Annotated in this window: 20 protein-coding genes; 8 read left to right on the top strand and 12 right to left on the bottom strand. The window is 62.8% G+C overall.

The window, feature by feature from the left end:
• Positions 1 to 7: 7 nt before the first annotated feature.
• The 3 genes from BLL38_RS00750 to BLL38_RS00740 all read left to right on the top strand — a co-directional run bounded on the left by BLL38_RS00750 (position 8) and on the right by BLL38_RS00740 (position 2,832).
• The gene (locus BLL38_RS00750; protein ID WP_076960856.1) at positions 8 to 1,642 is read left to right on the top strand and encodes a methyl-accepting chemotaxis protein; all 1,635 of its coding nucleotides are present in this window, start codon (positions 8 to 10) and stop codon (positions 1,640 to 1,642) included.
• A 105-nt stretch (positions 1,643 to 1,747) separates the two neighbouring features.
• Positions 1,748 to 2,311: a nicotinamide riboside transporter PnuC gene (pnuC, locus tag BLL38_RS00745; protein ID WP_076960855.1), complete on the top strand. Its 564-nt coding sequence runs from the start codon at positions 1,748 to 1,750 to the stop codon at positions 2,309 to 2,311.
• Complete coding sequence (locus BLL38_RS00740) at positions 2,308 to 2,832, top strand: AAA family ATPase (protein ID WP_076960854.1); 525 nt, start codon at positions 2,308 to 2,310, stop codon at positions 2,830 to 2,832. The genes pnuC and BLL38_RS00740 overlap by 4 nt, the downstream gene beginning before the upstream one ends.
• 6 nt (positions 2,833 to 2,838) lie before the next feature.
• Here the strand turns inward: BLL38_RS00740 and pvdQ are convergent, their stop codons facing one another.
• Positions 2,839 to 5,127 carry a bifunctional acylase PvdQ gene (pvdQ, locus tag BLL38_RS00735; protein WP_076960853.1) on the bottom strand — a complete coding sequence of 763 codons (2,289 nt, stop codon included), beginning with the start codon at positions 5,125 to 5,127 and terminating at the stop codon, positions 2,839 to 2,841.
• Between the two features lie 253 nt (positions 5,128 to 5,380).
• Here pvdQ and BLL38_RS00730 point away from each other — a divergent pair, with 253 nt between their 5' ends.
• On the top strand, positions 5,381 to 5,743 hold the full coding sequence (locus BLL38_RS00730; RefSeq protein ID WP_076960852.1) for a fe2+ zn2+ uptake regulation protein: 363 nt from the start codon (positions 5,381 to 5,383) through the stop codon (positions 5,741 to 5,743).
• On the opposite strand, the gene BLL38_RS00725 is transcribed toward BLL38_RS00730, so the two are convergent.
• The 6 genes from BLL38_RS00725 to BLL38_RS00700 all read right to left on the bottom strand — a co-directional run bounded on the left by BLL38_RS00725 (position 5,733) and on the right by BLL38_RS00700 (position 11,630).
• Positions 5,733 to 5,927, bottom strand: a complete 195-nt coding sequence (locus tag BLL38_RS00725; RefSeq protein ID WP_076960851.1) for a hypothetical protein — start codon at positions 5,925 to 5,927, stop codon at positions 5,733 to 5,735. The two genes, BLL38_RS00730 and BLL38_RS00725, sit on opposite strands and share 11 nt — an antisense overlap.
• Positions 5,928 to 6,056: 129 nt before the next feature.
• Positions 6,057 to 6,830, bottom strand: coding sequence for an enoyl-CoA hydratase (locus tag BLL38_RS00720; RefSeq protein ID WP_076960850.1), 774 nt, complete (start codon positions 6,828 to 6,830; stop codon positions 6,057 to 6,059).
• Positions 6,831 to 6,844: 14 nt separating this feature from the next.
• Positions 6,845 to 7,972 (bottom strand): acyl-CoA dehydrogenase, encoded by a 1,128-nt coding sequence (locus BLL38_RS00715; protein WP_076960849.1) that lies wholly within the window; start codon positions 7,970 to 7,972, stop codon positions 6,845 to 6,847.
• 9 nt (positions 7,973 to 7,981) lie between these two features.
• Complete coding sequence (locus BLL38_RS00710; protein WP_076960848.1) at positions 7,982 to 9,175, bottom strand: acetyl-CoA C-acyltransferase; 1,194 nt, start codon at positions 9,173 to 9,175, stop codon at positions 7,982 to 7,984.
• A 12-nt stretch (positions 9,176 to 9,187) separates the two neighbouring features.
• Positions 9,188 to 9,955 carry an SDR family NAD(P)-dependent oxidoreductase gene (locus BLL38_RS00705; RefSeq protein WP_076960847.1) on the bottom strand — a complete coding sequence of 256 codons (768 nt, stop codon included), beginning with the start codon at positions 9,953 to 9,955 and terminating at the stop codon, positions 9,188 to 9,190.
• A 22-nt stretch (positions 9,956 to 9,977) separates the two neighbouring features.
• Complete coding sequence (locus BLL38_RS00700; protein WP_076960846.1) at positions 9,978 to 11,630, bottom strand: AMP-binding protein; 1,653 nt, start codon at positions 11,628 to 11,630, stop codon at positions 9,978 to 9,980.
• 254 nt (positions 11,631 to 11,884) lie between these two features.
• Here BLL38_RS00700 and BLL38_RS00695 point away from each other — a divergent pair, with 254 nt between their 5' ends.
• The 4 genes from BLL38_RS00695 to BLL38_RS00680 all read left to right on the top strand — a co-directional run bounded on the left by BLL38_RS00695 (position 11,885) and on the right by BLL38_RS00680 (position 17,228).
• Entirely contained in the window at positions 11,885 to 12,778 is an 894-nt protein-coding gene (locus tag BLL38_RS00695; protein ID WP_076960845.1) for a bestrophin family protein, read from the top strand.
• Positions 12,779 to 12,853: 75 nt separating this feature from the next.
• A complete protein-coding gene (locus tag BLL38_RS00690; RefSeq protein ID WP_076960844.1) occupies positions 12,854 to 13,912 on the top strand; it encodes a tetratricopeptide repeat protein in 1,059 nt (352 codons plus the stop codon).
• 143 nt (positions 13,913 to 14,055) lie between these two features.
• Positions 14,056 to 15,558, top strand: coding sequence for an ATPase domain-containing protein (locus BLL38_RS00685; RefSeq protein WP_076960843.1), 1,503 nt, complete (start codon positions 14,056 to 14,058; stop codon positions 15,556 to 15,558).
• Positions 15,558 to 17,228 (top strand): ATP-binding protein, encoded by a 1,671-nt coding sequence (locus tag BLL38_RS00680; RefSeq protein WP_076960842.1) that lies wholly within the window; start codon positions 15,558 to 15,560, stop codon positions 17,226 to 17,228. The genes BLL38_RS00685 and BLL38_RS00680 overlap by 1 nt, the downstream gene beginning before the upstream one ends.
• Positions 17,229 to 17,312: 84 nt before the next feature.
• Here BLL38_RS00680 and BLL38_RS00675 read toward each other — a convergent pair whose 3' ends face one another.
• From BLL38_RS00675 to BLL38_RS00655, 5 genes are all read right to left on the bottom strand, one after another.
• Positions 17,313 to 17,690: a response regulator gene (locus BLL38_RS00675; RefSeq protein ID WP_076960841.1), complete on the bottom strand. Its 378-nt coding sequence runs from the start codon at positions 17,688 to 17,690 to the stop codon at positions 17,313 to 17,315.
• A 78-nt stretch (positions 17,691 to 17,768) separates the two neighbouring features.
• Positions 17,769 to 18,962 carry a hybrid sensor histidine kinase/response regulator gene (locus BLL38_RS00670; protein ID WP_076960840.1) on the bottom strand — a complete coding sequence of 398 codons (1,194 nt, stop codon included), beginning with the start codon at positions 18,960 to 18,962 and terminating at the stop codon, positions 17,769 to 17,771.
• Positions 18,956 to 19,561, bottom strand: a complete 606-nt coding sequence (locus BLL38_RS00665) for a chemotaxis protein CheB (protein WP_076960839.1) — start codon at positions 19,559 to 19,561, stop codon at positions 18,956 to 18,958. The genes BLL38_RS00670 and BLL38_RS00665 overlap by 7 nt, the downstream gene beginning before the upstream one ends.
• Entirely contained in the window at positions 19,558 to 20,373 is an 816-nt protein-coding gene (locus BLL38_RS00660; RefSeq protein WP_076960838.1) for a CheR family methyltransferase, read from the bottom strand. The genes BLL38_RS00665 and BLL38_RS00660 overlap by 4 nt, the downstream gene beginning before the upstream one ends.
• Before the next feature lie 15 nt (positions 20,374 to 20,388).
• Positions 20,389 to 23,889, bottom strand: a complete 3,501-nt coding sequence (locus BLL38_RS00655; protein WP_076960837.1) for a response regulator — start codon at positions 23,887 to 23,889, stop codon at positions 20,389 to 20,391.
• Positions 23,890 to 23,980 lie beyond the last annotated feature (91 nt).

Raw genomic sequence — 23,980 nt, 5'->3', positions numbered from 1 at the left:
CATGACTATGAACAGTTTGCGCAATATGTCGATCAGTCGACGCCTGTGGATGATCCTGATAGTCGCCGTGTTGATGTTGCTGACCCTGGGGTTGCTGATGCTCAAGCAGATCCACGACGATCTCTACCAGGCCAAGAGCCAGCAGACCCAGCATGTGGTGCAGACCGCCAGCGGGATTCTGAACTTTTATCACACCCTCGAAACCACCGGCGTGCTGACCCGCGAAGCGGCGCAGAAGCAAGCCCTGAGTGTGGTGCGCGGCCTGCGCTATGACCAGGACGACTACTTCTGGATCAATGACCTGACGCCGGTGATGATCATGCACCCGGCCAACCCCAAGCTCGACGGCCAGAACCTTTCGACCATCCGCGACCCGGACGGCTTTGCGATCTTCAACGAGTTCGTCAGCCTGGCCAAGGCCAAGGGCAGCGGTGTCGTCAACTACCGCTGGCCGAAGCCCGGGGCGGATGCGCCGGTGGCCAAGACCTCCTATATCCAGTTGTTCGAGCCCTGGGGCTGGATCATTGGCTCCGGCATCTACGTGGATGACGTAGAAGCCCAGTTCCGTGGCCAGGTGTGGGAAGCCTCGCTGGTCGGCCTGGGCATTGCGCTGATCATGGCCCTGCTGGTGGTGCTGATTGCCCGCAGCATCGTGCGCCCGCTACAGGAAGCGGTGCACGCCATGGCCAATATCGCCAGCGGCGAAAGCGACCTGACCCGCAGCCTCGACACCCATGGCCAGGACGAGGTCACGCAACTGTCGCGGCACTTCAACACCTTCACTGCCAAGCTGCGCCAGGTGGTCAGCCAGTTGCAGGTGTGCGCCAATGCCCTGGGCCAGTCGTCCGCCGAACTGGGCAGCAACGCCAGCCAGGCCCATGACCGCAGCCAGCAGCAGTCCCAGCAAATGGAGCTGGTGGCCACCGCCATCAATGAAGTGACCTACGGCGTGCAGGACGTGGCGAAGAATGCCGAACACGCCGCCAGCGAAATGCGCGATGCCCAGACCCAGGCCGAACAGGGCCAGGTCAATATCGACGGCAGCCTGCAACAGATCGATGCACTGTCCGGCACCATCAGCCAGGCCGTGGAAGTGATCCGTACCCTGTCCACCGAAAGCACGCAGATTGGCGGGGTGCTGGAGGTGATCCGCAGCATTGCCGACCAGACCAACCTGCTGGCCCTCAACGCGGCCATCGAAGCGGCCCGCGCTGGCGAGCAGGGCCGCGGTTTTGCCGTGGTTGCCGACGAGGTACGCCTGCTGGCCCAGCGCACGCAAAAATCCACCGCCGAAATCCAGAGCATGATCGAACGCCTGCAAGGGCATTCCGAAGCGGCGGTCAAGGTCATCAGCGACAGCCACCAGGCCTCGCAACTGACCATTGAACAAGCCGGCCAGGCAGGTGCCAGCCTGACGGCCATCGGCCAGGCCCTGCGCAACCTCAACGGCCTCAACGCCTCGATTGCCAGCGCCACCCTGCAACAGGCCCACGTGGTGGAAGACATCAACCAGAACGTGACCCAGGCCGCCGGCCTGTCCCACAGCACTGCGCTGGCGGCCCAGCAGTCGAGCGTAGCCAGCGTGCACCTGAAGGACTTGAGCGAAGAGCTCAACGGCCTGCTGCGCCAGTTCAAGGTCTAACCCCCCACGGTGTAGGCGCTGGCTTCCAGCGCCTACACGGGTTCTGCATTTTGCCCGGGAGGTTGGGTACAATCGCCCTCCTCTTCGACTCTTCCAAGGAATCCCATGTCCGGGCTTGAACTGTTTGCCGCCGCGCTGGGGGTGATTGCCGTCTGGCTGACGGTCAAGCAGAACCCGTGGTGCTGGCCGATCGGCCTGGTCATGGTGTTGCTGTACACCTGGGTGTTCTTCGAGGTGAAGCTGTATTCCGACATGCTGCTGCAAGTGGTCTACGCCGGCCTGCAAGTCTACGGTTGGTGGCAATGGACCCGGGCCGGCGAGGTGCGCCAAGGGCGGCAGGTCACCCGCCTCGGCACCCAGGCCGTCCTCCTGAGCCTGAGTCTCGGCGCCGTGGGCAGCCTGCTGCTGGGCGCGGCCATGGCGCACTGGACCGATGCCGCCCAACCGTGGCTGGATGCAGCGCTGACCGGTTTCAGCCTGGTGGCGCAGATGTGGATGGCGCAAAAACGCGTGCAATGCTGGGCGCTATGGATTGTGGTTGATGTGATTTTTGTCGGCCTGTTTGTCTACAAAGGGCTGTACCTGACGGCCGCGCTCTATGCCCTGTTCACCGTGATCGCCGTGCAGGGCTGGCGGGAATGGCGCGCCGACCCGGCGTTGCGCGCATGAAGGTGCTGGTAATGGCAGGCCCCGAGTCCAGCGGTAAAAGCTGGCTGGCCGAGCAGTTGCAGGCGCATTTCGGCGCGGTGCTGGTGGGCGAGTATGTGCGCTACTTCATCGACCACTACCAGCGCGATACCACCCTGGCCGACATCCCGGACATCGCCCGCGGCCAACTGGCCTGGGAAGATGCCGGCCGTGCGCGGCAGCCGCAACTGTTGATCCTCGACACCCACTTGCTGACCAACAAGCTGTGGAGCCTGACCCTGTTTGGCGATGCCCCGGCATGGCTCGATGAGGCGCTGCTGGCCCGCCACTACGACCTGCACCTGCTGCTGTCGCCCGAAGGCATTGGCTGGACCGCCGACGGTCAGCGCTGCCAGCCGGACCTGGCCGATCGCCTGGCCTTCTTCCAGGCCAGCCGCGACTGGCTGGAGCAGCATCACCAGCCCTTCAAGGTGATTGACGGGGATTGGCAGGCGCGGCATGACCAGGCGTTTGCCGCCGTGGCGCAGCTGCTCGCAGAATAACCCCCCCTACTCGTGGATCACCTGCCGTTGATACTGCGGATCAGCCTTGATCTGCTGTTCGGTAAACGGCAACGGGCTGAGTTTTTTCGCGGAAAACGCCAGGGTCTGGTCCTTGAAGTACGGCGATGCCGGATCGCTGGACAGTGAGAACGCCAACACCCCTTCGGCCTTGGGCCCCTGATCGTCGAAGGTGACGATCTGCAAGTAACTGCTGCCGCTGACCACCTCACGCTTGCCATCGGCCCTCGGCACGCTTTGCATGGCGTTGTAGATCCCCAGTTCCTGCGGGCCGCCATGCATCGGGGTGCTGCCCGAGACCTGGATATCGCCCCAACGCGCACCCTCCGGCAACCCCAGCTCGCTCACCTGGGCGATTGACGCCAGCATCGCCTCACGCAATGCCCCGGCCACCTCCGGCTGCTCGATAAGCAAGCCGCGCGGGGTGGTTTGCGCATGATCCGGGTCAAACGCAACACGCCACACCTGCGGCACGTGCTGCATGCGCGCCATGATCTGGATGAAATGCACCAGGCCCAGGCCGCTGTCGAGGTTGGCTTTCTGGTCCCAGTCCTTGAGGCGGGTACACAGGGTTGTCAGCGCTGCATCCGTCTGTTGCGCGCAAAACCTGAGCAAGTCCGGCATCACCTGCCCGGCCAGGTACACCTGGTTATCCAGCACCATGTGCTGTAAATCGCCGACGGTGATCGGCTGCTTATCCAGGTCCTGCAAACGCTGCAAGGCAAAACGCGCACGGGCGCCCAGGGCGATGCGGTCCTGGCTGACCACCGGCGAAAAGCCGGCCAGCGGCGCCTTGGGGTTGGCCATCCAGGCCGAGTCGTTGGAATGCTGCACATAGTCCTTGCGCTGCAACTGCGGCAGTTGCTCAGCGGCGAAGATCCCCGGCTGTGCGGCACGCGGGTCGATATCCCAGGCACAGGCACTGTGGGCACCGTCAAGCATGATCATCTGCAGGCCGGCACGCGGGTCACTGCATTGCGCGAGCTTTTGCGCACTGACGTTCGGCACCACCGACAGGTTCATATACAGGCTCTGCCCCTGGTCATCCGCCGCCAGGGTATTGACCCACGGAATACCCTGCAGGGTCTGCACCGAGGTTTGCAGGTCCTTGAGGCTATGGGCCTGGTTCATTGCATACCACTGGTGCAGCACGCGGTCGTTGCCCAGGTTGGCGTCGCGCAGGCTGAAGGCGTACTGCCCGTTCCAGTCGAGCTTGCCCGGCCATTGCACCACCGGGCCGAACTGCGAACTGTAGACCGTTTGGGTGTGGGGCTCGGCACCCTTGACCTGCACGGTTACCTGGCTTTTCTGCATGGGGATCGACTTGCCGTCGAGCAAATAGCGAGTTGAATCCTTCGGGTCCAGGGTCAAGCGATACAGGGTGAAGTGCTTGGATGTATCGACCGTATGGGTCCAGGCCACATGCTGGTTGAAACCGATATTGACCACCGGCAGGCCCGGCAAGGCGGCGCCCATCACATCCAACTGACCAGGGATGGTCAAGTGCATCTGGTAAAAGCGCATGCCACCGATCCACGGGAAATGCGGGTTGGCCAATAACATGCCGCGCCCGTTGAACGAACGCTCGCTGCCCACCGCCACCGCGTTGCTGCCACGATCCAGGGCAAAGCGCTGCTGCTTCAAGGTGGCGACCTCAAACGCTCGCGCATTGCCCTGCACCGCCACGCCTGGCTGGGGCGGTGTCGCTCCCGCCAAGGCCTCGGCAAATTGCCCGACACCGCCTTCCACCAGCAAGCGTCGGGTCAGCTTGACCAGGTCATCGGTGCTGATCGGCCGCACCCAGGCGCCCTGGCACTGCATCGGCAGGCCCTTGGCCCCGCGCTCTTGCAGGTAACGGTTGTACCCCGCCACATAGCCTTCGAGGCGCTGCTGCATCGCTGGGGGCTGCGCCTTCCAGAAGGCCGCCACCGCGTCGGGGGTATTGAGCCAGGTAAAGAACACATCGCTGGTCAGGTTGTTGCGCTCCTCCAGGGTCGCCTGCTCGGCGCCGAAATAGCGGGCGCGCTGACCGTTGACCGTCACCACCTCGTTGGCCAACAAACACAGGTTGTCTTGCGCGTAGGCATAGCCGATGCCATAGCCCAGGCCGCGCTCATCGTTGGCGCGGATATGCGGGATACCAAACCCGGTGCGGCGGATCTCGGCGCTCATTGCACCGGCCTGTACTTCGCTCGCCTGGCGGGCCGTCGCCCCCAGGCTCACCCCCAGCAACACACCCGCTACGCAAACCCTGGACAACCCGTTGGAAATAATCACGCAGACCCCATCGTCAAACCAAATTAAACGCCCAAGGCGAGGCCGGCTCGCGAACACCAACCCATGGGTAAAGACGTAGAAAATCGGAGAAATTTAGTCCGCCCGCAGACTATTCCCAGGTGTCAGGCATGTGACAAACCCGATACTGACAAAATTTATACCCTTGGGACTTCATGATTTGCGCCGCTCATACGTCTTATTAACTAAGAGCGCCATCGTTTTCCTGATCAAGGCTCTGATAAGGAGTTTTTGCATGTACAACCCGCAACTGCCCACGGATGGACATTCTATGGCACACGACGCCGCTTACGGCGCGGCCCCCGAGCAGCAAGGCAACCAACGCATCCGCCATCTGCTCAAGTGTTTTGGGTTGCGCACCAGCCTGATCCGGCTGAAAGTCATCGACGCCCTGCTCACCGCCGCCGACAACGGCCGCTCGCTGGGGGTACGGGGTGTGCACAGCCATTTGCTGGAACTGGGCATCCCGCTATCGTTTCTCAGTGTGCGCGAGGTACTCAAGCGCCTGTGCAGCGAGGGGGTGATCATCCTCAACAGCGATAAAAGCTACAGCCTCCATGAAGAGGCTGCCAAGGTCCTGACCGACGTCACTGGTTAGGCTTGACCTTGCGGCGCATGATGCCGTTGATCACCACCACAATCACCGCCACGGCAATGGCGATGTACTGGAACGCCTTCTCACTGATGGTGCCGATGTTCTGCAAGTAGGACAGGCCAAACATCGTGCCGAGGACGACCAGGGAAATCAGAATCGAGTAAATCAAGCGTTGCTTCTGGGTCATGATGGGTTCCTGAAACCTGAAGATTGTATCTGGGGCGTATCAGGGGCGCATGTTACAGGCGATCAAACACTTTGGCACCCACACACAACCCATTGTAGGCGCGAGCTCGCTCGCGCCTACAGGGCCAGGTTATTGGTCCTTGAACTGCGGCGCACGCTTGGCCACGAACGCCGCCATGCCTTCCTTCTGATCCTGGGTCGCGAAGGCCGCGTGGAACACCCGGCGTTCAAAGCGCACACCTTCCGACAGGCTGACCTCAAAGGCGCGGTTCACGCTTTCCTTGACCATCATGCTGATCGGCACCGATTTGCTGGCAATCAGCGCCGCCACCTTGAGCGCTTCGTCCAGCAGTTCGTCGGCCGGCACGATCCGCGCCACGATGCCACAACGCTCGGCCTCCACCGCATCGATAAAACGCCCAGTCAGGCACATTTCCATGGCCTTGGCCTTGCCCACCGCACGGGTCAGGCGCTGGGTGCCGCCCATGCCCGGCAGTACGCCCAGGTTGACTTCCGGCTGGCCAAACTTGGCCGTGTCGCCGGCCAGGATAAAATCGCACATCAACGCCAGTTCACAGCCGCCGCCCAGGGCAAAGCCGTTGACCGCCGCGATGATCGGCTTGCGCCGGTTGGCCACACGGTCGCTGTCGCTGAACAGGTCGTCGAGGTAGATCTGCGGGTAGGTCAGCTCGGCCATTTCCTTGATATCGGCGCCTGCGGCAAAGGCTTTCTTCGAGCCGGTCAGCACAATGCAGCCGATCTCGGGGTTGGCTTCCAGGCTGTCCAGGGCCTGGTTCACTTCGCTGACCAATTGCGCGTTCAAGGCATTCAGCGCCTGCGGGCGATTGAGGGTAATCAGCCCGACACGGCCTTGAACGTCGAGCAAAATGGTTTCGTAACTCATCGATCCGTTCCTCTTCAAAGATTGCGCGAAATGACCATGCGCTGAATATCACTGGTGCCTTCATAGATCTGGCAGACCCGCACATCACGGTAGATCCGCTCCAGCGGGAAGTCGCTCAGGTAACCGTATCCGCCCAGGGTTTGCAAGGCGGCAGAACAGACTTTCTCGGCCATTTCCGAGGCGAACAGCTTGGCCATGGACGCTTCCACCAGCGCCGGCTGGCCGCTGTCGCGCAGGGCCGCTGCGTAATGCACCATCTGCCGGGCCACGGCGATCTGGGTGGCCATGTCTGCCAGGCGAAAGGCCACGGCCTGGTGCTCGATCAGCGGTTTGCCGAAGCTTTCCCGCTCGCGGGCGTAATCACGGGCCGCTTCAAACGCGGCGCGGGCCATGCCCACCGATTGCGCGGCAATGCCCACGCGCCCGCCCTCAAGGTTAGCCAGGGCGATTTTGTAGCCTTCGCCCTCCTCGCCCAGGCGGTTGGCGACGGGCACCTTCACATCCTCGAAGAGAATCTGGCAGGTGTCGGACGCATGCTGGCCCAGCTTGTCCTCGACCCGCGCCACCTTGTAGCCCGGCGAGTCAGTGGGCACGATAAACGCACTGATCCCACGCTTGCCGGCCGCCGGATCAGTCACCGCAAACACAATCACCACCCCGGCGTTCTGCCCGGAGGTGATGAACTGCTTGCAGCCATTGAGCACGTAGTGCTCGCCCTCAAGGCGCGCGCGGGTCTTCAAGCTGCTGGCATCGGACCCGGCCTGGGGCTCGGTCAGGGCGAACGCGCCTAGCATCGCACCGCTGGCCAGGGGCTTGAGGAACTGCTCCTTTTGCAGGTCATTGCCGAACTTGAGGATGGGCACGCAGCCCACCGAGTTGTGCACGCTCATGATGGTCGAGCACGCGCCGTCACCGGCCGCGACCTCTTCCAGGGCCATGGCATAGGCCAGGTAACCGGTGTCGCAGCCACCCCACTGTTCCGGCACGAGCATGCCGAAAAAGCCCAGCTCGGCCATCTCGGCGATAGCCTCCCTGGGGAAGCGATGCTCGCGGTCCCACCCGGCGGCGAACGGCTTGAGCCGTTCCTGGGCAAACTGGCGGGCCGCGTCGCTGATTTGCAGTTGTTCGTCATTGGGCAACATAAAAACTCCTTAATCCAGGCACTCGACGGCCATGGCCGTGGCTTCGCCGCCGCCGATGCAGATGGCCGCGACACCGCGCTTGAGGCCCCGCTGGCGCAGGGCCGAGAGCAGGGTCACGAGGATCCGCGCACCGGATGCGCCAATCGGGTGCCCCAGGGCACAGGCGCCGCCATGGACGTTGACCTTGTCGTGGGGGATGTCCAGCTTGCTCATGGTCACCAGGCTGACCACGGCAAAGGCTTCGTTGATCTCGAACAGGTCGACATCACCCAGGCTCCAGCCAGTCTTGCTCAACAGCTTGCGGATCGCCCCCACCGGCGCCACCGGGAACAGCCCCGGCTCATCGGCAAAGGCTGCGTGGCCATGGATCACCGCCAGGGGCTTGAGCCCGCGCTGTTGCGCTTGGCTCTGGCGCATCATGAGCAAGGCCGCCGCACCATCGGAGATCGAGCTGGAGTTGGCCGCCGTCACCGTGCCGCCTTCGCGAAACGCTGGCTTGAGGGTCGTGATCTTATCCAGCTTGGCCTTGGGCGGCTGCTCATCGTCAGTGATGGTCTTTTGTTCCTTGCCCACGGTGACCTGCACCGGGACGATCTCGGCGCTGAAGCGCCCGGCACTGATCGCCTGCTGGGCGCGGGTCAACGAGGCAATGGCAAAGGCATCCTGGGCCTCACGACTAAAGCCATTGGCCTCGGCGCAATCCTCGGCAAAGGTGCCCATCAGGCGGCCCTTGTCGTAGGCGTCTTCCAGGCCATCGAGGAACATATGGTCAAGCACCCGGCCATGGCCCATGCGGTAGCCGCTGCGCGCCCGGTCGAGCAGGTAAGGCGCGTTGGACATGCTCTCCATGCCGCCGGCGATCACCACCTGCACGCTGCCGGCCAGCAGCGAGTCATGGGCCAGGATCGCCGCTTGCATGCCCGAACCGCACATTTTGTTGAGGGTGGTGCAGCGCGTCGACTTGTCCAGGCCGGCGCCCAGGGCGGCCTGGCGTGCCGGGGCCTGGCCGAGGCCGGCGGGCAGTACGCAGCCGAACAACACTTCATCCACGGCGTCGTGGGCGATACCGGCGCGCTCGACAGCCGCGCGAATCGCGGCGGCGCCCAGTTGCGGCGCGGTCAGGCCCTTGAGGTCGCCCTGGAACCCGCCCATGGGCGTGCGCACGGCACTGACGATAACAATCGGATCGTGGAGCTGGGTCATGACAAATCCTCCTTACTTGGCTGCCATGCGCAAGGCACCGTCAAGACGGATCACCTCGCCATTGAGCATGCTGTTTTCAATGATATGCCGGGCCAGCGCGGCGTACTCGGCCGGTTTGCCCAGGCGTGGCGGGAACGGCACGCCTGCCGCCAGGGAGTCGCGGACCTGCGGGGTCATGCCAGCCATCATTGGCGTTTCAAAGATGCCCGGGGCGATGGTCATCACGCGGATACCGAAGCGCGCCAGCTCACGGGCGGCCGGCAGGGTCAGGCTGGCAATCGCGCCCTTGGACGCCGCGTAGGCGGCCTGGCCGACCTGGCCGTCGAAGGCCGCCACCGAAGCGGTGTTGATGATCACCCCGCGCTCACCATCGGCATCCGCCGTGCTTTCGGCAATCGCCGCTGCGGCCAGGCGCAGCAGGTTGAAGCTGCCGACCAGGTTGACGTTGATCACCTGGGCGAAGCTGGCCAGGGCATGGGGCCCGTTCTTACCGAGGATTTTCTCGCCACGCACCACGCCCGCGCAGTTGACCAGGCCATGCAGGCCGCCAAACGCCGCCACAGTGGCCTGTACCGCGGCTTCGGCGGCCGCTTCCTGGCTGATATCCGCCACCACGCTACGCGCCTGTGCCCCCAGTTTTGCCGCCTGGGCCGCCACGGCGTCGGCATTCAGGTCCACCAGCATCACCTTGGCGCCTGCGGCCACCAACATTTCGGCAGTCGCCGCGCCGAGGCCCGAAGCGCCGCCGCTGACCATAAACACCTTGTTTTCAATCTGCATCGTTGTTTCCTTAAAAGAGGGATCAAGCCGTGGTCGCTGCCTGGACCTTGGCGATTTCCTGGTTACGCAAAATAAAGCGTTGCAGCTTGCCGCTCGGGGTCTTGGGCAAGTCGCTGACAAATTCGATTTCCCGTGGGTAGGCATGGGCCGCCAGGCGCTTGCGCACATGCTGGCGCAGCTCTTCGGCCAATGCGGCGTCGGCGCGGTACTGGCTGTTGATCACCACAAAGGCCTTGACCAGTTCGGTACGCGCAGCGTCCGGCTTGCCGACTACGGCGGCTTCGATCACTGCCGGGTGCTCGACCAGGGCACTTTCCACATCGAACGGCCCTACCCGGTAGCCAGAGGTGGTGATCACATCGTCGCTGCGCCCGACAAAGCTGATACTGCCATCGGGGTTCAACTCCACGGTGTCGCCGCTCAAGTAATACTTGCCGACAAAGGCCTTGGTCTTGACCCCTTCGTAGCCGGCGAACCAGCACATGGGTGACTGCTCGCGGTCGATAGCAAGGATGCCGGGCTGGCCGGCGGGCAGTTCCTGGTGATTGTCGTCCAGCACCACAATGCGGTGCCCCGGCGAGGCAAAGCCGGCGGAGCCGACATGCACCGGGTGTTCCAGGCCATGGTGGTTGCACAGGACCATGCCCAGCTCGGTCTGGCCATAATGGTCGTGGATGGTCACGCCCAGGTTATCGGCGAACCAGCGGATCACTTCCGGGTTCAGCGGCTCGCCGGCGCTGCTGACAATACGCAGCCGGCCCTTGATCGAGCGCGCGAACTGCTCGCCACCGGCGATCAGCAGGCGGTAGGCCGTGGGCGAACCGGTCAGGTTGGTGATCCCGTATTTATTGATGACCCGGCAGGTGCTTTCCAGGGTGAACGGGCCATCGTAGAAGGTGATCGGATGGCCCATGGACAGCGGCCCGGTCACGCCGAAGTAGATACCGTAGGCCCAGCCCGGATCGGCGACGTTCCAGAACGCGTCTTCGGGGCGCAGGTCCACGGCGTCGCGGGTGTAGCTCTGGAACGCGACCAGGGCCTTGAGCGGCACGGCCAGGGCTTTCGAGGGGCCGGTGGTGCCAGAGGTGAACATCAGCAGGAAGGGATCATCGGCGCCCAGCAGGACCGGCTCGCACACATTGGAATAGTTGGCCAACTCGGCCCAGAAGCTGAAATCGCCACGCACAATGCCTTCGCCCTTGGCGCCGGCCACGGTGACGATGGTCGGGCAGTCGGCGACCTCGGCCAGCTTGCTGCGGTTGACCGCGTCGGTCACCACCAGCGCCGCGCCGGAACTGTTCAGGCGGTGTTCAATGGCCTTGGGCCCGAACGCGGTGAACAGCGGTTGATAGACCGCGCCAATGCGCCAGGTGGCGAGCACCGTCACCAGCAATTCGGCGGTGCGTGGTAACAGGCCGGCCACCTTGTCACCACGCTTGACGCCCTGGGCCAGGAAAAAATTGGCCAAACGCGCCGCCTGGTCCTGCAATTGGCTGAAGGTGACGGTGGCGCTGCCGCCATCCTTGCCCTCCCAGAACAACGCGATGCGCCCCGGCAGCGCGTGCCGGTCGCAACACTCGACGCAGGCGTTGAGGCCTTGCAGGTGCCCGGCCAGTGCGGCCTCGACGGTTTGCTGGTAGTTGAACTGGGTGGTCGCAGCCAAATAATCGCGCATCGTGGCAAATCCCTCGGTCTTTTGTTGTTTTGGGGGGCGTGCTTTTGCAGGGTGAAGCTGCGCAAATAGTGGCGCCAGAGCCGCGCACGGACAATGGTCAAAGCTTTCAATGTGGCTGACTGGTTTGGCCAATAACGCTCTGGAACAAACGGTTGTGTCATAGAGGCCGACAATCGCCCGGTCAACGCAAGCGATTGGACGCCCCGCCCGCCAACTTCTAATCTGAGGGCCTGCGCCACCGAAGAAGCCCCTCGATGATTGTTCGCCCCAAACCCAACCTGTTCGGCATCCTGTTCTCCCTCAAGGGCTCGATTGCCAAGCGCATTGCCCTGCGCAGCCTGCTGGTCACACTGCTGGCCTCGGTGATCGTGCTGGTGGAAACCCTGCACCCGGCCTATTTCTCCAAGGTCAACGCCACGCCGTTCACCCTGCTGGGGCTGTCGCTGTCGATCTTCATGAGTTTTCGCAATAACGCCTGCTACGACCGCTGGTGGGAAGGCCGCAAACAATTGGGGCAGATGGTCATTGAAGTCCGCTCGCTGATCCGTGAGAGCCAGGTTTTTACCCTGCCCGGCGAGCGCGAAGGGCTGTTGCGCGGCCTGTGCGGTTTTGCCCATGGCCTGGTGGCGCGCCTGCGCCTGGAAGACGAGGCCCGGGCCATCCAGCCGTGGATCAGCGTGGAGCCCAGCCATCCGAACCTACCTGACCGGGTCCTGCAAACCCTCGGTGCCCACTGCTCGGACGCCGCGCAACAGGGCCGGATCAGCGACTGGCGCTACACCCAGCTGGAAACCCGCCTGGTGGGCCTGAGCCAGGTGCAGGCCGCGTGCGAACGGATCAAGAGCACGCCGCTGCCCTTCCCCTACACCTTGCTGCTGCACCGCACCATCTATCTGTTCTGCATCCTGCTGCCGTTTGCCATGGCCGAGCCCCTGGGCTGGCTGACGCCGATTTTCACCGCCATTGTCAGCTACACCTTCTTTGGCCTGGATGAAATCGGCGATGACCTGGAAGACCCCTTTGGCTTCGACGAAAACGACCTGCCGTGCAATGCCATCGTGCGCAGCCTGGAACGGGAGATCCTCGCGGCCCTCGGCGAAACCGCCCTGCCCGCGCCGTTGGCGCCGGTGGACTACGTGCTGACGTGACACAGGTTTGACACTCGCCGGTGTCTGACCGAAGCTGGTCACTTTGCACTAGCTGCCCAGCTTTCGGACGCCTGCATGTCAAAGTCACGCCGTTACGCGATCATCGGCCTGAGCGCCCTGTTATTGGTTGTACTGATTTTTTGGTATTTCTCCCGCACCCCCAGCGTGTCCGTGCCGCCGGCGATTGCCCACGGTTACTCCAAGGCCCTGAAACAGGCGCATAACGGCGAACCCGGCGCCGCGCGCGTGTTGTATCAGCAACTGGGCCGGCCAGACCTGTCCGATGTGCGCCGCGCCGCCCTGCATGGCGAGCTGCCCAACTACCCCAGCCCCCAGGCCTTGAAGCTGGCGGACAAGGACTTGAGCCACCCATCGCCGCGGGTGCGCCAGGCGGCCATTGCCAGCATTGTTGGCCTGGTGCCCAGCGGCCAGCGCACCCTGTTGCTGGGCCCCCTGCTCGACGATGACGAGCAAAGTGTACGGTTTGCCGCGGCCAACGCCCTGCTGGGCCTGTCGCCCGACACCCTGGGCCTGTACTTCGGCCCCTTGCAGCTGGTGCTGGATGAATATGCGAAGTACCTCAAGGCCCAGCCCGAAAGCCCCGAAGGCTGGATCCAGCTGGCCCGCCTGTACATCCACAGCGCCCTGCTGCCCGAGGCGCAACATGCCCTGGAACAGGCCTTGCGCCTGGACCCGGAAAACCTGCCGGCCGTGGTAGCGCGCATCGAGCTGCTGGACAAACAGGGCAAGGTCGATGACTCGCGCCAGGTGCTGGCCACCCAGTTGCAGGCCCACCCCGAGTCGGCCTACCTGCAACATGCCCTGGGCATGTGGCTGCTGCACCATGGTGAGCGCGAATACGCCCTACTGGGCCTGTCCAAGGCCGTGGAGCTGGAACCCGAGAACCAGGATTACCGCTACGACCTGGCCACCACCCTGCATGACCAGGAAGAACTGGAAGCCGCCCAGCGCCAGTTGGAAGAAATCGTCCAGCGCCATCCCGCCAACCGCAAGGCGCGGGTCCTGCTGATCAACTATTGGAAGGAAAGCGGCCAGTTGCAGAACGTCCAGGTGTTGTTGGCCCAGCTGGAACAGCAAAACCCGGACGATCCCGCCCTGCAGCAGGGCCTGTGAGCCGCGCCAGCCCTTGCACACTGTGCGCTGGATTACACAATTGCCATAAAACGTTGAACCGCCCCACAGCCCAACGGTCAAGTGAATAGGGCGCGCCTTTACCCGGCGCGCCCCTCAACTTATACGTGACCCGAGGGCACTTCTTGTCTACATCCAAAGAGCTGTTCACAGCAAAGGCGGCCACCGGTATCGAAGGTCTTGACGACATTCTTTGCGGGGGCCTCTCGCGTAGCCATCTGTTCCTGCTCGAAGGCGAGCCCGGCACCGGCAAGACCACCGTGGCCCTGCACTTTCTCCAGGCCGGGTCCAAGGCCGGGGAACGATCGCTGTATATCACCCTGTCGGAAACCGAGCGCGAACTGCGCCAGGGCGCCAAGTCCCACGGTTGGGACCTGGATGAGCATATCCATATCTTTGAACTGACCCCGCCGGAAAGCCTGCTCAATGCCGAGCACCAGCAAAGCCTGCTGTACTCCTCCGACCTGGAACTGGGCGAAGCGACCCGGCAGATCTTCGAGGTGGTGGAACGGGTCAAGCCGACCCGCGTGGTGATCGACAGCCTCTCGGAAATCCGCCTGCTGGCACAGAGCTCGTTGCGCTATCGAAGGCAGATCCTGGCGATCAAACACTACTTCGTGCGCTACGACGCCACCGTGCTGCTGCTGGACGACCTGACCACCGAATCCCTGGATAAAACCGTGCACAGCGTGGCCCACGGGGTGATCCGCCTGGAAGAACTGACCCCCAACTACGGCGCGGAACGGCGCCGGGTCCGGGTGGTGAAGTACCGTGGCCAGAAATATCGCGGCGGCTTCCACGACTTCACCATCATGGAGGACGGCGTGCATGTGTTCCCGCGCCTGGTGGCGGCCGAGCATCGCGGCGGCTACAAACGCCAGACCCTGACCAGCGGCATTCGCGAGATGGATGCGCTGCTCGGTGGCGGTATCGAGACCGGTTCCAGCACCCTGATCCTCGGCCCGGCAGGCACCGGCAAGTCGTTGATCTCGATGATCTTCGCCGCCGCGGCAGTGGCCCGTGGCGAAAAAGCCGCGCTGTTTATCTTCGATGAAGAGCTGGGCCTGCTGTTTGACCGCATGAAAAACATGGGCATCGACCTGGCCGCCCTGCAAGCCACCGGCAACCTGTTGATCGAGCAGGTAGACGCCGCCGAGCTGTCGCCCGGCGAGTTTTCCCACCGGGTACGGCGCTGCGTCGATGAACGCCAGATCAAGACCGTGGTCATCGACAGCATCAACGGTTACCAGGCGGCCATGCCTGAAGAAAACGCCCTGGTGCTGCATATGCACGAGCTGTTGCTGTACCTCAACCGCCGGGGCGCAGCGACCTTCATGACCGTGGCCCAGCACGGCCTGGTGGGCGACATGCAAGCGCCGGTGGATATCACCTACCTGGCCGATACCGTGATCCTGCTGCGCTACTTCGAGGCCCTGGGCAAGGTGCGGCGGGCCATTTCCATCATCAAGAAACGTACCGGCAGCCATGAATCGACCATTCGCGAATACCGCATCGCCAGCCGTGGCATGACCATCGGCGAACCCCTCGAAGCCTTCCAGGGCGTGCTGCGCGGGGTGCCCACCTACATGGGCGCCGGCAACCCGCTGCTCAAGGATGAGAGCCTGTGATGAGTAGCCTTCCGGCCGTCTCCGAGCGCGCGATCATTCTCGCGCCCCTGGGGCGGGACAGCTCACTGGCCTTGATGATGCTCAACGAGGCAGGTTTCAGCGGGATTGCCACCCCCAACCTGTCAATGCTCTGCAACGAACTGGAACAGGGCGCGGGCCTTTTGATCATCGCCGCCGAAGCGTTGCACGGGGTCGGGTTGGAGCCGCTGCTGGACTATCTGCACCAGCAGCCGGCCTGGTCGGACCTGCCCATCGTGCTGCTGACCCACCATGGCGGCAATGAACAGAACGCGTCTTCACACCTGAGCGCCCGGCTGGGCAACATCACCTTGCTGGAGCGGCCGTTCCACCCGGTGACCCTGATCAGCCTGGTGACCACCGCCCTGCGCGGGCGCCGACGCCAGTACGAAGCCCGCGACCGCCTGATTGACCTGAGCCAAAGCGAACTGCGCCTGCAACGCACCCTGGAAACCCTTGAGCAGCAAGTCGAAGAGCGCACCGCGCAATTGCGCAGCAACGAAGAAGCCTTGCGCCAGTCGCAAAAAATGGAAGCCGTCGGCCAATTGACCGGCGGCATCGCCCATGACTTCAACAATATGCTCACCGGCATTATCGGCAGCCTGGAACTGCTGCGCCGGCGCCTGGCGCGAGGCCGCCTGGATGACCTCGACAGCCTGATCGACCTTGGCGTGACCTCGGCCAACCGCGCTGCCGGCCTGACCCACCGCCTGCTGGCGTTTTCCCGCCGCCAATCGCTGGACTCCAAACCGGTGGAGATCAACCAGTTGGTGGCGTCCATGGGCGAACTGCTGCAACGCAGCCTCAACGAAAGCAGCGTGCTGGAGATGCAACTGAGCGCGCCGCTGTGGACCGCCGAAGCCGACCCCAATCAGCTGGAAAGCGCCCTGCTCAACCTGGCCCTGAATGCCCGGGATGCCATGCCCGACGGCGGGCGGCTGGTGATCGAAACCCGCAACCGCCATCTGGACAACGTGTTTACCGCGGCCTACGGCACCCTGACCCCGGGCGACTACGTGGAGCTGAGCGTCAGCGACACCGGCTGCGGCATGCCGGACACCGTGATCAGCCGGGCCTTCGACCCGTTTTTCACCACCAAGCCCATCGGCCAGGGCACCGGCCTGGGCTTGTCGATGATCTACGGCTTCGCCCGCCAGTCCCATGGCCATGTGACCATCCACAGCGAGGTCGGCAAAGGCACCACGGTGAGCCTGTTCCTGCCAAGGTTTGTCGGTGAAGTCACCGCCGAGGCGCCCCTGGACCCGGCCCTGCTGCCCTTTGCCAATGCCGGAGAGACCGTGCTGATCGTCGAGGACGACCCGGCGGTGCGGGTGCTGGTGAGCCAGGTACTGAGTGAGTTGGGCTATGCCTTTGTCGAAGCGTCGGATGCCGGCAGCGCCTTGCCGATCATCGAATCCTGCCAGCGCATTGATCTGCTGATCAGCGATGTGGGGTTGCCGGGGATGAATGGGCGGCAATTGGCGGAAATCGGCCGGCAGATACGCCCGGACTTGAAGGTGCTGTTTATTACCGGGTATGCCGAGCATGCGGCAGTGCGCGGTGGGTTCCTGGATCCGGGAATGCAGTTGATCACCAAGCCGTTTACCTTCGACCTGTTGACGGCGAAGGTGCGGGAGATGATTGGGGCCTGACGCCTATAAAACGTGCGGGGCACTTCCTGAAAAATGCTCCCGCGTCGCGGCACCGTCAGCGCATCCTGGCGCGAACTTGAAACCTCAGGCCAATAGCCGCTGGATATGCTCCTGCAGCGTATCCAGATCAAACGGCTTGGCCAGGATCGGTGCATTGCGCGTGATCGGGCTGTTGCAGTCGAGGATCTCCTGGGGATAACCGCTGATAAAGATCACCTTCAACTCTGGGCGCAATTTGATCGCCGGCTCGGCGATCTGCACCCCGGAAATCCCGCCAGGCAGGCGATAGTCAGTCACCATCAGGTCCAGGTGCGGCTTGGAGGCAAGGATTTCAAAGGCCTGCTCGCCGTCGATGGCCTTGAGAACCCGATACCCAAGGCCCGACAGGTATTCGCCCAGCACGAACATGATCGACTCGTCATCCTCGACGATCAGTACAACATCTTGTGCATCTTCACTCATGGGAAGCCTTTGTCCGGTCAATTGCTGCTGATACGACCATGGGGTCACGCAGAGGTTGCGTCAGTGTGACGATTGGTTTCACGCCCCGGCCCCCAAGGGCAGGCACACGCGGAACAATGCGCCCTCGCCTATCCGGCTCTGGACTTCAATTGTGCCGCCATGGGCCGCAACGATCTGCTCGGAAATAAACAGCCCCAGGCCCAGCCCTGCCACGGCATGGTTGGCGGACACGCGCTCGAACTGCTGGAAAATCCGCTTCTGGTTGTCTTCGCTGATACCGATCCCGCGATCCTGCACTTCCACCCTGGCCTCGCCATGTTCGGCGTATACCCGCACCGCCACCGGGCTCTTGGCGCCATAGCGCAGGGCGTTGGTCAGCAGGTTGGACACCACCTGTTCAATGCGGAACTCGTCCCAGTTGCCCTCCACCGGCTGTGGCGCATCCAGTTGCACCGACGACTCGGCCGCCGCCACTTGCGGGGCAAAGTTCTCCAGCAGGTTGCGCACCAACTGCGCCAGGTCGAACTGCCCCGGGCGGATCGACAGCTTGCCGGTGCGGATCCGCGACACATCCAGCATGTCTTCGATCAGGCGGATCAGGCTCTGGATCTGCCGCTCGTCGCGGTCGACCATGGCGTGCATCTTGTCCAGGGTGAACGCTGCCGCGTTGTCCCGGGCCAGGTGCATCTTGCGCAGTTGGGTCTCCAGGATCAGGCCGTTGAGGGGGGTGCGCACTTCGTGGGCAACGATCGACATAAAGTCATCGCGCATGCGCACCGCCTGCTCCAGTTCCGCCTGGGTCGCCTGCAGGCGGTTGAGCAACAGTTCCTGCTCGCGGCGGCTGTGTTCCAGGGCTTCGACCTGTAGCTTCATGGCCTTGCTCTGGCGATACAGGTCGACGAACACATTGACCTTGCTCTTGACCGCATGGATATCCAACGGTTTGTGCAGGAAGTCCACGGCGCCGCTCTCGTAGCCCTTGAAGGCGTAGTTGAGCTCACGGCCGGCCGCGCTGACAAACACAATGGGAATGTTCTTGGTCTTTTCGGTGCCGCGCATCAGCTCGGCCAGTTCAAAGCCATTCATGCCCGGCATCTGCACGTCGAGAATCGCCATGGCGAATTCGTGCTCCAGCAGCAGCGACAAGGCTTCGTCGGCGCTCAATGCCTTATATACATGGCGGTCCTCGCGCTTGATCAGCGCTTCAAGGGCCAGCAGGTTTTCCGGCAGATCGTCGACGATCAGCAGTTTGGCCTGGATAGTACTCAACATGGGGAAGGTTCCAGGGAAGCCAGCAAATCGCCAATGTGGCTCAAAGTGAGAATATGGTCAGGTGTATGCAGCGCCAGGGCCGCCTTGGGCATCACGGCCACCTGGGCCTGTGCCGGGTCCTGGACCACGGTGGTGCCGCCGCGCAGCTTGACCTGGGCCAGGCCGCGTGCGCCGTCCTGGTTGGCGCCGGTCAGCAGGATCGCCAGCAGGTTCGGGCCATAGGTGTCGGCGGCCGACTCGAACAGATAATCAATGGCCGGACGGGAGTGATGCACACGCTCCTCCTGGCTCAGGGACAGGCTGCGGTCGTGCTCCACCGACAGGTGGTAACCAGGGCCGGCAAAATACAGGGTGCCGGGCTGGATCATTTCCTTGTCCCGCGCTTCCACCACGGTCATGGCCACACGTCGGCCAAACACTTCGGCCAACTGGCTGCGGCGCTCATCCGGCAGGTGCAACACGACGATGATCGGCAAACGGAAGCCCGGCGCCAGGCCCCCGAAAATACTCAGCAACGCCTCGACCCCACCGGCGGATGCGCCAACGACAATGGCTTGGACACCCGACACACACGCCGGGCTGGCAGCGGCTTGATTCATGATTTGCGGTAGATCCGTTCTTGCTTGACCAAGGGTTCAAACTGCTTGCTGTAAGCGGAAAAATCCAGGGTTTCCTTACTGCCCAGCACCAGGAAGCCGCGATGGCACAGCGACTCGTGGAACAGCCCAAATGCGCGATCTTGCAATTTTTTATTGAAGTAAATCAGTACATTACGACATGAAATTAATTGAGTTTCTGAGAATACACTATCGGTCGCCAGGCTGTGATCGGCGAACGTGACGTTCTCGCGCAGGGTCTTGTCGAAGATCGCGTAATCGTAGGCCGCGGTGTAGTAGTCGGCAAACGAACGCTGCCCCCCGGCCTGCTGGTAGTTGTGGGTGTACGCACGCACGTTCTCCAGGGAAAAGATCCCCTGCTTGGCCTTCTCCAGGGAGTTGGGGTTGATATCGGTGGCGTAGATGATCGTGCGCTCCAGCAAGCCCTCCTCCCGTAGCAGGATGGCCATGGAGTACACCTCTTCCCCGGTGCTGCAACCGGCGATCCAGATCTTGATCGACGGGTAGGTCTTGAGCAGCGGCACCACTTCCTGGCGAATCGCCAAAAAGTGCGACGGGTCGCGAAACATCTCGCTGACCGGAATGGTCAAGTACTGCAACAACTGCATAAACGCCGTGGGATCGTGCAGCACCCGCTCCTGCAAGGCCGAAATGGTCTTGCAGTCGAACTGGCGCAAGGCATGGGCCACACGGCGCTTGATCGAAGCCCCGGAATAGTCGCGAAAGTCATAGCTGTACTTGAGGTAAATCGCCTCGATCAACAAGCGCAGTTCAATATCAGTACTTCGATCCACTTAGTGTATTTCCACTTAAATGCGTTCCATCTTGGGCAACCACACCCGGATCAGCGAGAACAGCCGGTCCAGGTCAATGGGCTTGGCCAGGTAATCGTTGGAGCCCGCCGCCAGGCAGCGCTCCTGATCGTCCTTCATGGCCTTGGCCGTAACCGCAATGATCGGCAACTTGCGCCAGCGCGGGTCCTGGCGGATCAACGCGGTCGCCTCGTAGCCGTCCATTTCCGGCATCATCACGTCCATCAGCACCAGGTCGATGTCCTCGACTTCATTGAGCTTCTCGATGGCCTCACGGCCGTTACGGCCGATCACCACAATCGCCCCCTTGTGTTCCAGGGCACTGGTGAGGGCAAAGATGTTGCGCACATCGTCGTCCACCAGCAGCACCTTGCGCCCCTCGAAGACCTTGTCGCGGCTGCGGGCGGTCTTGAGCATCTTCTGGCGTTCCTGGGACAGCTGGGATTCGACTTTGTGCAGAAAGAGTGTCACTTCATCCAGCAAGCGTTCAGGTGAACGGGCGCCCTTGATGATGATCGAGCGCGAATACTTGCGCAGTTCCGCCTCTTCATCCCGGGTCAGGTTGCGCCCGGTGTAGACGATCACCGGCGGGAACGAGCAGATATCCTCGGTGGCCATGCGCTTGAGCAGCTCATTGCCGAGCATGTCCGGCAGCTTGAGGTCGATGATCATGCAGTCGTACACCGTGCTGCGCAGCAGGTCCAAGGCTTCCTGGGCGAAACCGACGGCGGTGATCTCGATATCATCGTCGCCGATCAGGCGGGCAATGCTGTCGCGCTGCAAGTCGTCGTCTTCCACCAGCAGGATGCGCTTGACCTTCTGCGTCAGCTTGGCCTCCAGGCGGGCAAACACGTCCTTGAGCTCTTCGCGGGTGGTGGGCTTGACCGCATAGCCGATGGCGCCCATGTGCATGGCGGCTTCCACGCGATCCTCGACGGAAATCACATGCACCGGGATATGCCGGGTCTCGGCGTGCTCCTTGAGGCGCTGCAATACGGTGAGCCCGGAGTGGTCCGGCAGGCGCATGTCCAGCAGGATCGCGTCGGGCAGGTACTGTTCGGCCAGGGTGTAGCCCTCGTCCGCGCCATGGGCCACCAGGCAGTGGTAACCCAGTTCATGGGCCAGGTCGAAGAGGATGCGCGCAAAGTTCGGCTCGTCCTCCACCACCAGGATGCAGCGGGTGGCGAACGGTGCCTGCTCGCGGTCGTCGGCAAAGCGCGGGATCAATGCGGCATCCGCCACCGGCAACGGCGAGACCTTCACCGGCGCCACGGGGGCCGGGGCCGCCACCACGGCCCGTGGATGCTCGACCGCCGGCGCGTCTTCATCACGCTCCACGTACTGCTCCGGCAGCACCAGGGTAAAGAGACTGCCCTGGCCCGGCTCGCTGGTGACGCTGATGTAGCCGCCCAACAACGTGGCCAAGTCGCGGGAAATCGACAGGCCCAGGCCCGTACCGCCATAGCGGCGGTTGGTGGTGCCGTCGGCCTGGCGGAAGGCCTCGAAGATGCTTTCTTGCTGGTCGGGCGCGATACCGATCCCGGAATCGCGCACGGTAAAGGCAATGCCCTCCCCCGGCTGGCGGGAAATGGTCAGGCTGACCTGGCCCTTCTCGGTGAACTTGACGGCGTTGGACAGCAGGTTCTTGAGGATCTGCTCCAGGCGCTGGCGGTCGGTGAACAGCATCAGCGGCGCGCCGGCCTGCACCTCCACCTGGAAGCCCAGCTTGCGGTCGCTGGCCAACGGCTCGAACATGGCGCGCAAGCCCTCGGCCAGGCGCGCCACGCTGGTGTTCTCGGGGCGCATATCGAGCTTGCCGGCCTCGACCTTGGCGATATCCAGGATGTCATTGATCAGGTTGAGCAGATCGTTGCCCGCCGAATAGATCGACTCGGCAAACTTGACCTGTTCGGCGCTGAGGTTTTCCTCGGCGTTCTCCGCCAGCAACTTGGCCAGGATCAGCGAACTGTTGAGCGGCGTGCGCAGCTCATGGGACATGTTGGCGAGGAATTCGGACTTGTACTTGCTGGAGCGCTGCAACTCATCGGCGCGGTCCTCCAGCTCGACCTGCACGCGGTTGAGTTCGACGTTCTTGCGGTCCATGGCGTCGCGCTGGTCGGCGAGGATCTGGGCCTGCTCGGCCAATTGCTCGTTGGTCTGCTCCAGCTCCGCCTGCTGGGTCTCCAGGTGCACCTGGGACTCCTTGAGGATGCGCGACTGTTCTTCCAGCTCCTCGTTGGCGGTCTTGAGCTCTTCCTGTTGCACTTGTAGTTCTTCATTAAGCTGCTGGGTCTCGGCCAGGACTTCCTGCAAGCGCTGGCGATAACGCGCCGCTTCGATGGACGTGCCGATATTGCCGGCGATCAACTCCAGCAGTTCCACATCGCGCTCATCCAGGGCGCGCAAGAAGCCCAGCTCGATCACTCCGTTGACCCGGTCGTCGTCACTGGTGGGCACGACCAGTACGCTGCGGGGCGCGCCAGTGCCCAGGCCGGAACTGACCTTGAAGTAGTCCACGGGTACATCATCCAGGCGAATCAAGCGCTGCTGCTGGGCGGCCTGGCCGACAATCCCCTCGTCGCGGTAGATCGCCTGCTCCTGCGCCTCCTGCTCCCGGGAGAAGCCGTACGCGGCCACACGCTTGAGGCCACCGTGCTCTTCGCGCACATACAGCGCAGCCACCACCGACCCCATGTACTGGGCACAGAACTGCAGGATATTGCGCCCCAACAGGTTCAGGGTCAGTTGCCCAAGCACCTGTTCGGCCAGTTCGGTCTGGCCATTGCGCAGCCAGGCCTGCTGTTCCAGGCGCTTGGCAATCTTCATTTGCGAAGCCAGGTTGGCGCTGTAACTGTCGGAAAGGACCAAGAGGTTCTTTCTGCCGGCATAGGCCAGGAAGCCACTGAGGCCCAGCACAAACAGCAGGTAAAGCGTCACGCTCAAGACCGTGGTGCGGGTCACGTCTTCATTGCGCTCGAGGCGAAACTGTTGCTCCATCGCAATCGCATGGTCGAATTCCTTGCGGATCTCGTCGGTCAGGCGCTTGCCACGCCCGGCCTTCACCGCGCCGCGGTAGTCGCCGTTGCTACGTTGCAGATCAATCATCGACTGGGCGTACGTGTTCCACTCCAGCTGCAACGACTCCAGGCGCTTGAGCCGATCCACTTGCTGGGGGTTGTCTGCCACCAACTCACGCAGGCTGCGCAAGTCGGAAATGATCCGCGGCTTGGCCACTTCGTAAGGGTCGAGGAAATGCTCGTCCCCCGTGATCAGGAAACCACGCATGCCGGTTTCCAGGTCAACCGTCAGCTTCGAGGTTTCATTGAGGTTATTGATCACCCGGTCCGTGTGCTCCACCCACTGGATCACCGACAGCAGGTAGGTGATCAGGCACACGAAAAACACCGCGCTGAGCACACCCACCCCCAGTGGCAAGCCCACGTTGCGGCTCAGGAGTTTGCGGAAACTGTTTTCATCGACTGACGCAACGGGAGTCATGGGCGAGCCTTGGCCAAGTGCGGAAAAACCGGAAGTTTGCCCCAGAATCGTCGCCGAAGGCTATGTTTCTGACGTATTTCAACGACACACT

The organism is Pseudomonas gessardii (genome assembly GCF_001983165.1).
GTDB classification, from domain to species: Bacteria; Pseudomonadota; Gammaproteobacteria; order Pseudomonadales; family Pseudomonadaceae; genus Aquipseudomonas; species Aquipseudomonas gessardii.
This window is presented reverse-complemented; position numbering and strand designations above follow the sequence as displayed.

Coding starts and splice junctions, on each gene's coding strand:
- BLL38_RS00750 (WP_076960856.1), top strand. CDS start 8: ATGAACAGTTTGCGCAATATGTCGATCAGTCGACGCCTGTGGATGATC.
- pnuC (WP_076960855.1), top strand. CDS start 1,748: ATGTCCGGGCTTGAACTGTTTGCCGCCGCGCTGGGGGTGATTGCCGTC.
- BLL38_RS00740 (WP_076960854.1), top strand. CDS start 2,308: ATGAAGGTGCTGGTAATGGCAGGCCCCGAGTCCAGCGGTAAAAGCTGG.
- BLL38_RS00730 (WP_076960852.1), top strand. CDS start 5,381: ATGTACAACCCGCAACTGCCCACGGATGGACATTCTATGGCACACGAC.
- BLL38_RS00725 (WP_076960851.1), bottom strand. CDS start 5,927: ATGACCCAGAAGCAACGCTTGATTTACTCGATTCTGATTTCCCTGGTC.
- BLL38_RS00720 (WP_076960850.1), bottom strand. CDS start 6,830: ATGAGTTACGAAACCATTTTGCTCGACGTTCAAGGCCGTGTCGGGCTG.
- BLL38_RS00715 (WP_076960849.1), bottom strand. CDS start 7,972: ATGTTGCCCAATGACGAACAACTGCAAATCAGCGACGCGGCCCGCCAG.
- BLL38_RS00710 (WP_076960848.1), bottom strand. CDS start 9,175: ATGACCCAGCTCCACGATCCGATTGTTATCGTCAGTGCCGTGCGCACG.
- BLL38_RS00705 (WP_076960847.1), bottom strand. CDS start 9,955: ATGCAGATTGAAAACAAGGTGTTTATGGTCAGCGGCGGCGCTTCGGGC.
- BLL38_RS00700 (WP_076960846.1), bottom strand. CDS start 11,630: ATGCGCGATTATTTGGCTGCGACCACCCAGTTCAACTACCAGCAAACC.
- BLL38_RS00695 (WP_076960845.1), top strand. CDS start 11,885: ATGATTGTTCGCCCCAAACCCAACCTGTTCGGCATCCTGTTCTCCCTC.
- BLL38_RS00690 (WP_076960844.1), top strand. CDS start 12,854: ATGTCAAAGTCACGCCGTTACGCGATCATCGGCCTGAGCGCCCTGTTA.
- BLL38_RS00680 (WP_076960842.1), top strand. CDS start 15,558: ATGAGTAGCCTTCCGGCCGTCTCCGAGCGCGCGATCATTCTCGCGCCC.
- BLL38_RS00675 (WP_076960841.1), bottom strand. CDS start 17,690: ATGAGTGAAGATGCACAAGATGTTGTACTGATCGTCGAGGATGACGAG.
- BLL38_RS00670 (WP_076960840.1), bottom strand. CDS start 18,962: ATGTTGAGTACTATCCAGGCCAAACTGCTGATCGTCGACGATCTGCCG.
- BLL38_RS00665 (WP_076960839.1), bottom strand. CDS start 19,561: ATGAATCAAGCCGCTGCCAGCCCGGCGTGTGTGTCGGGTGTCCAAGCC.
- BLL38_RS00655 (WP_076960837.1), bottom strand. CDS start 23,889: ATGACTCCCGTTGCGTCAGTCGATGAAAACAGTTTCCGCAAACTCCTG.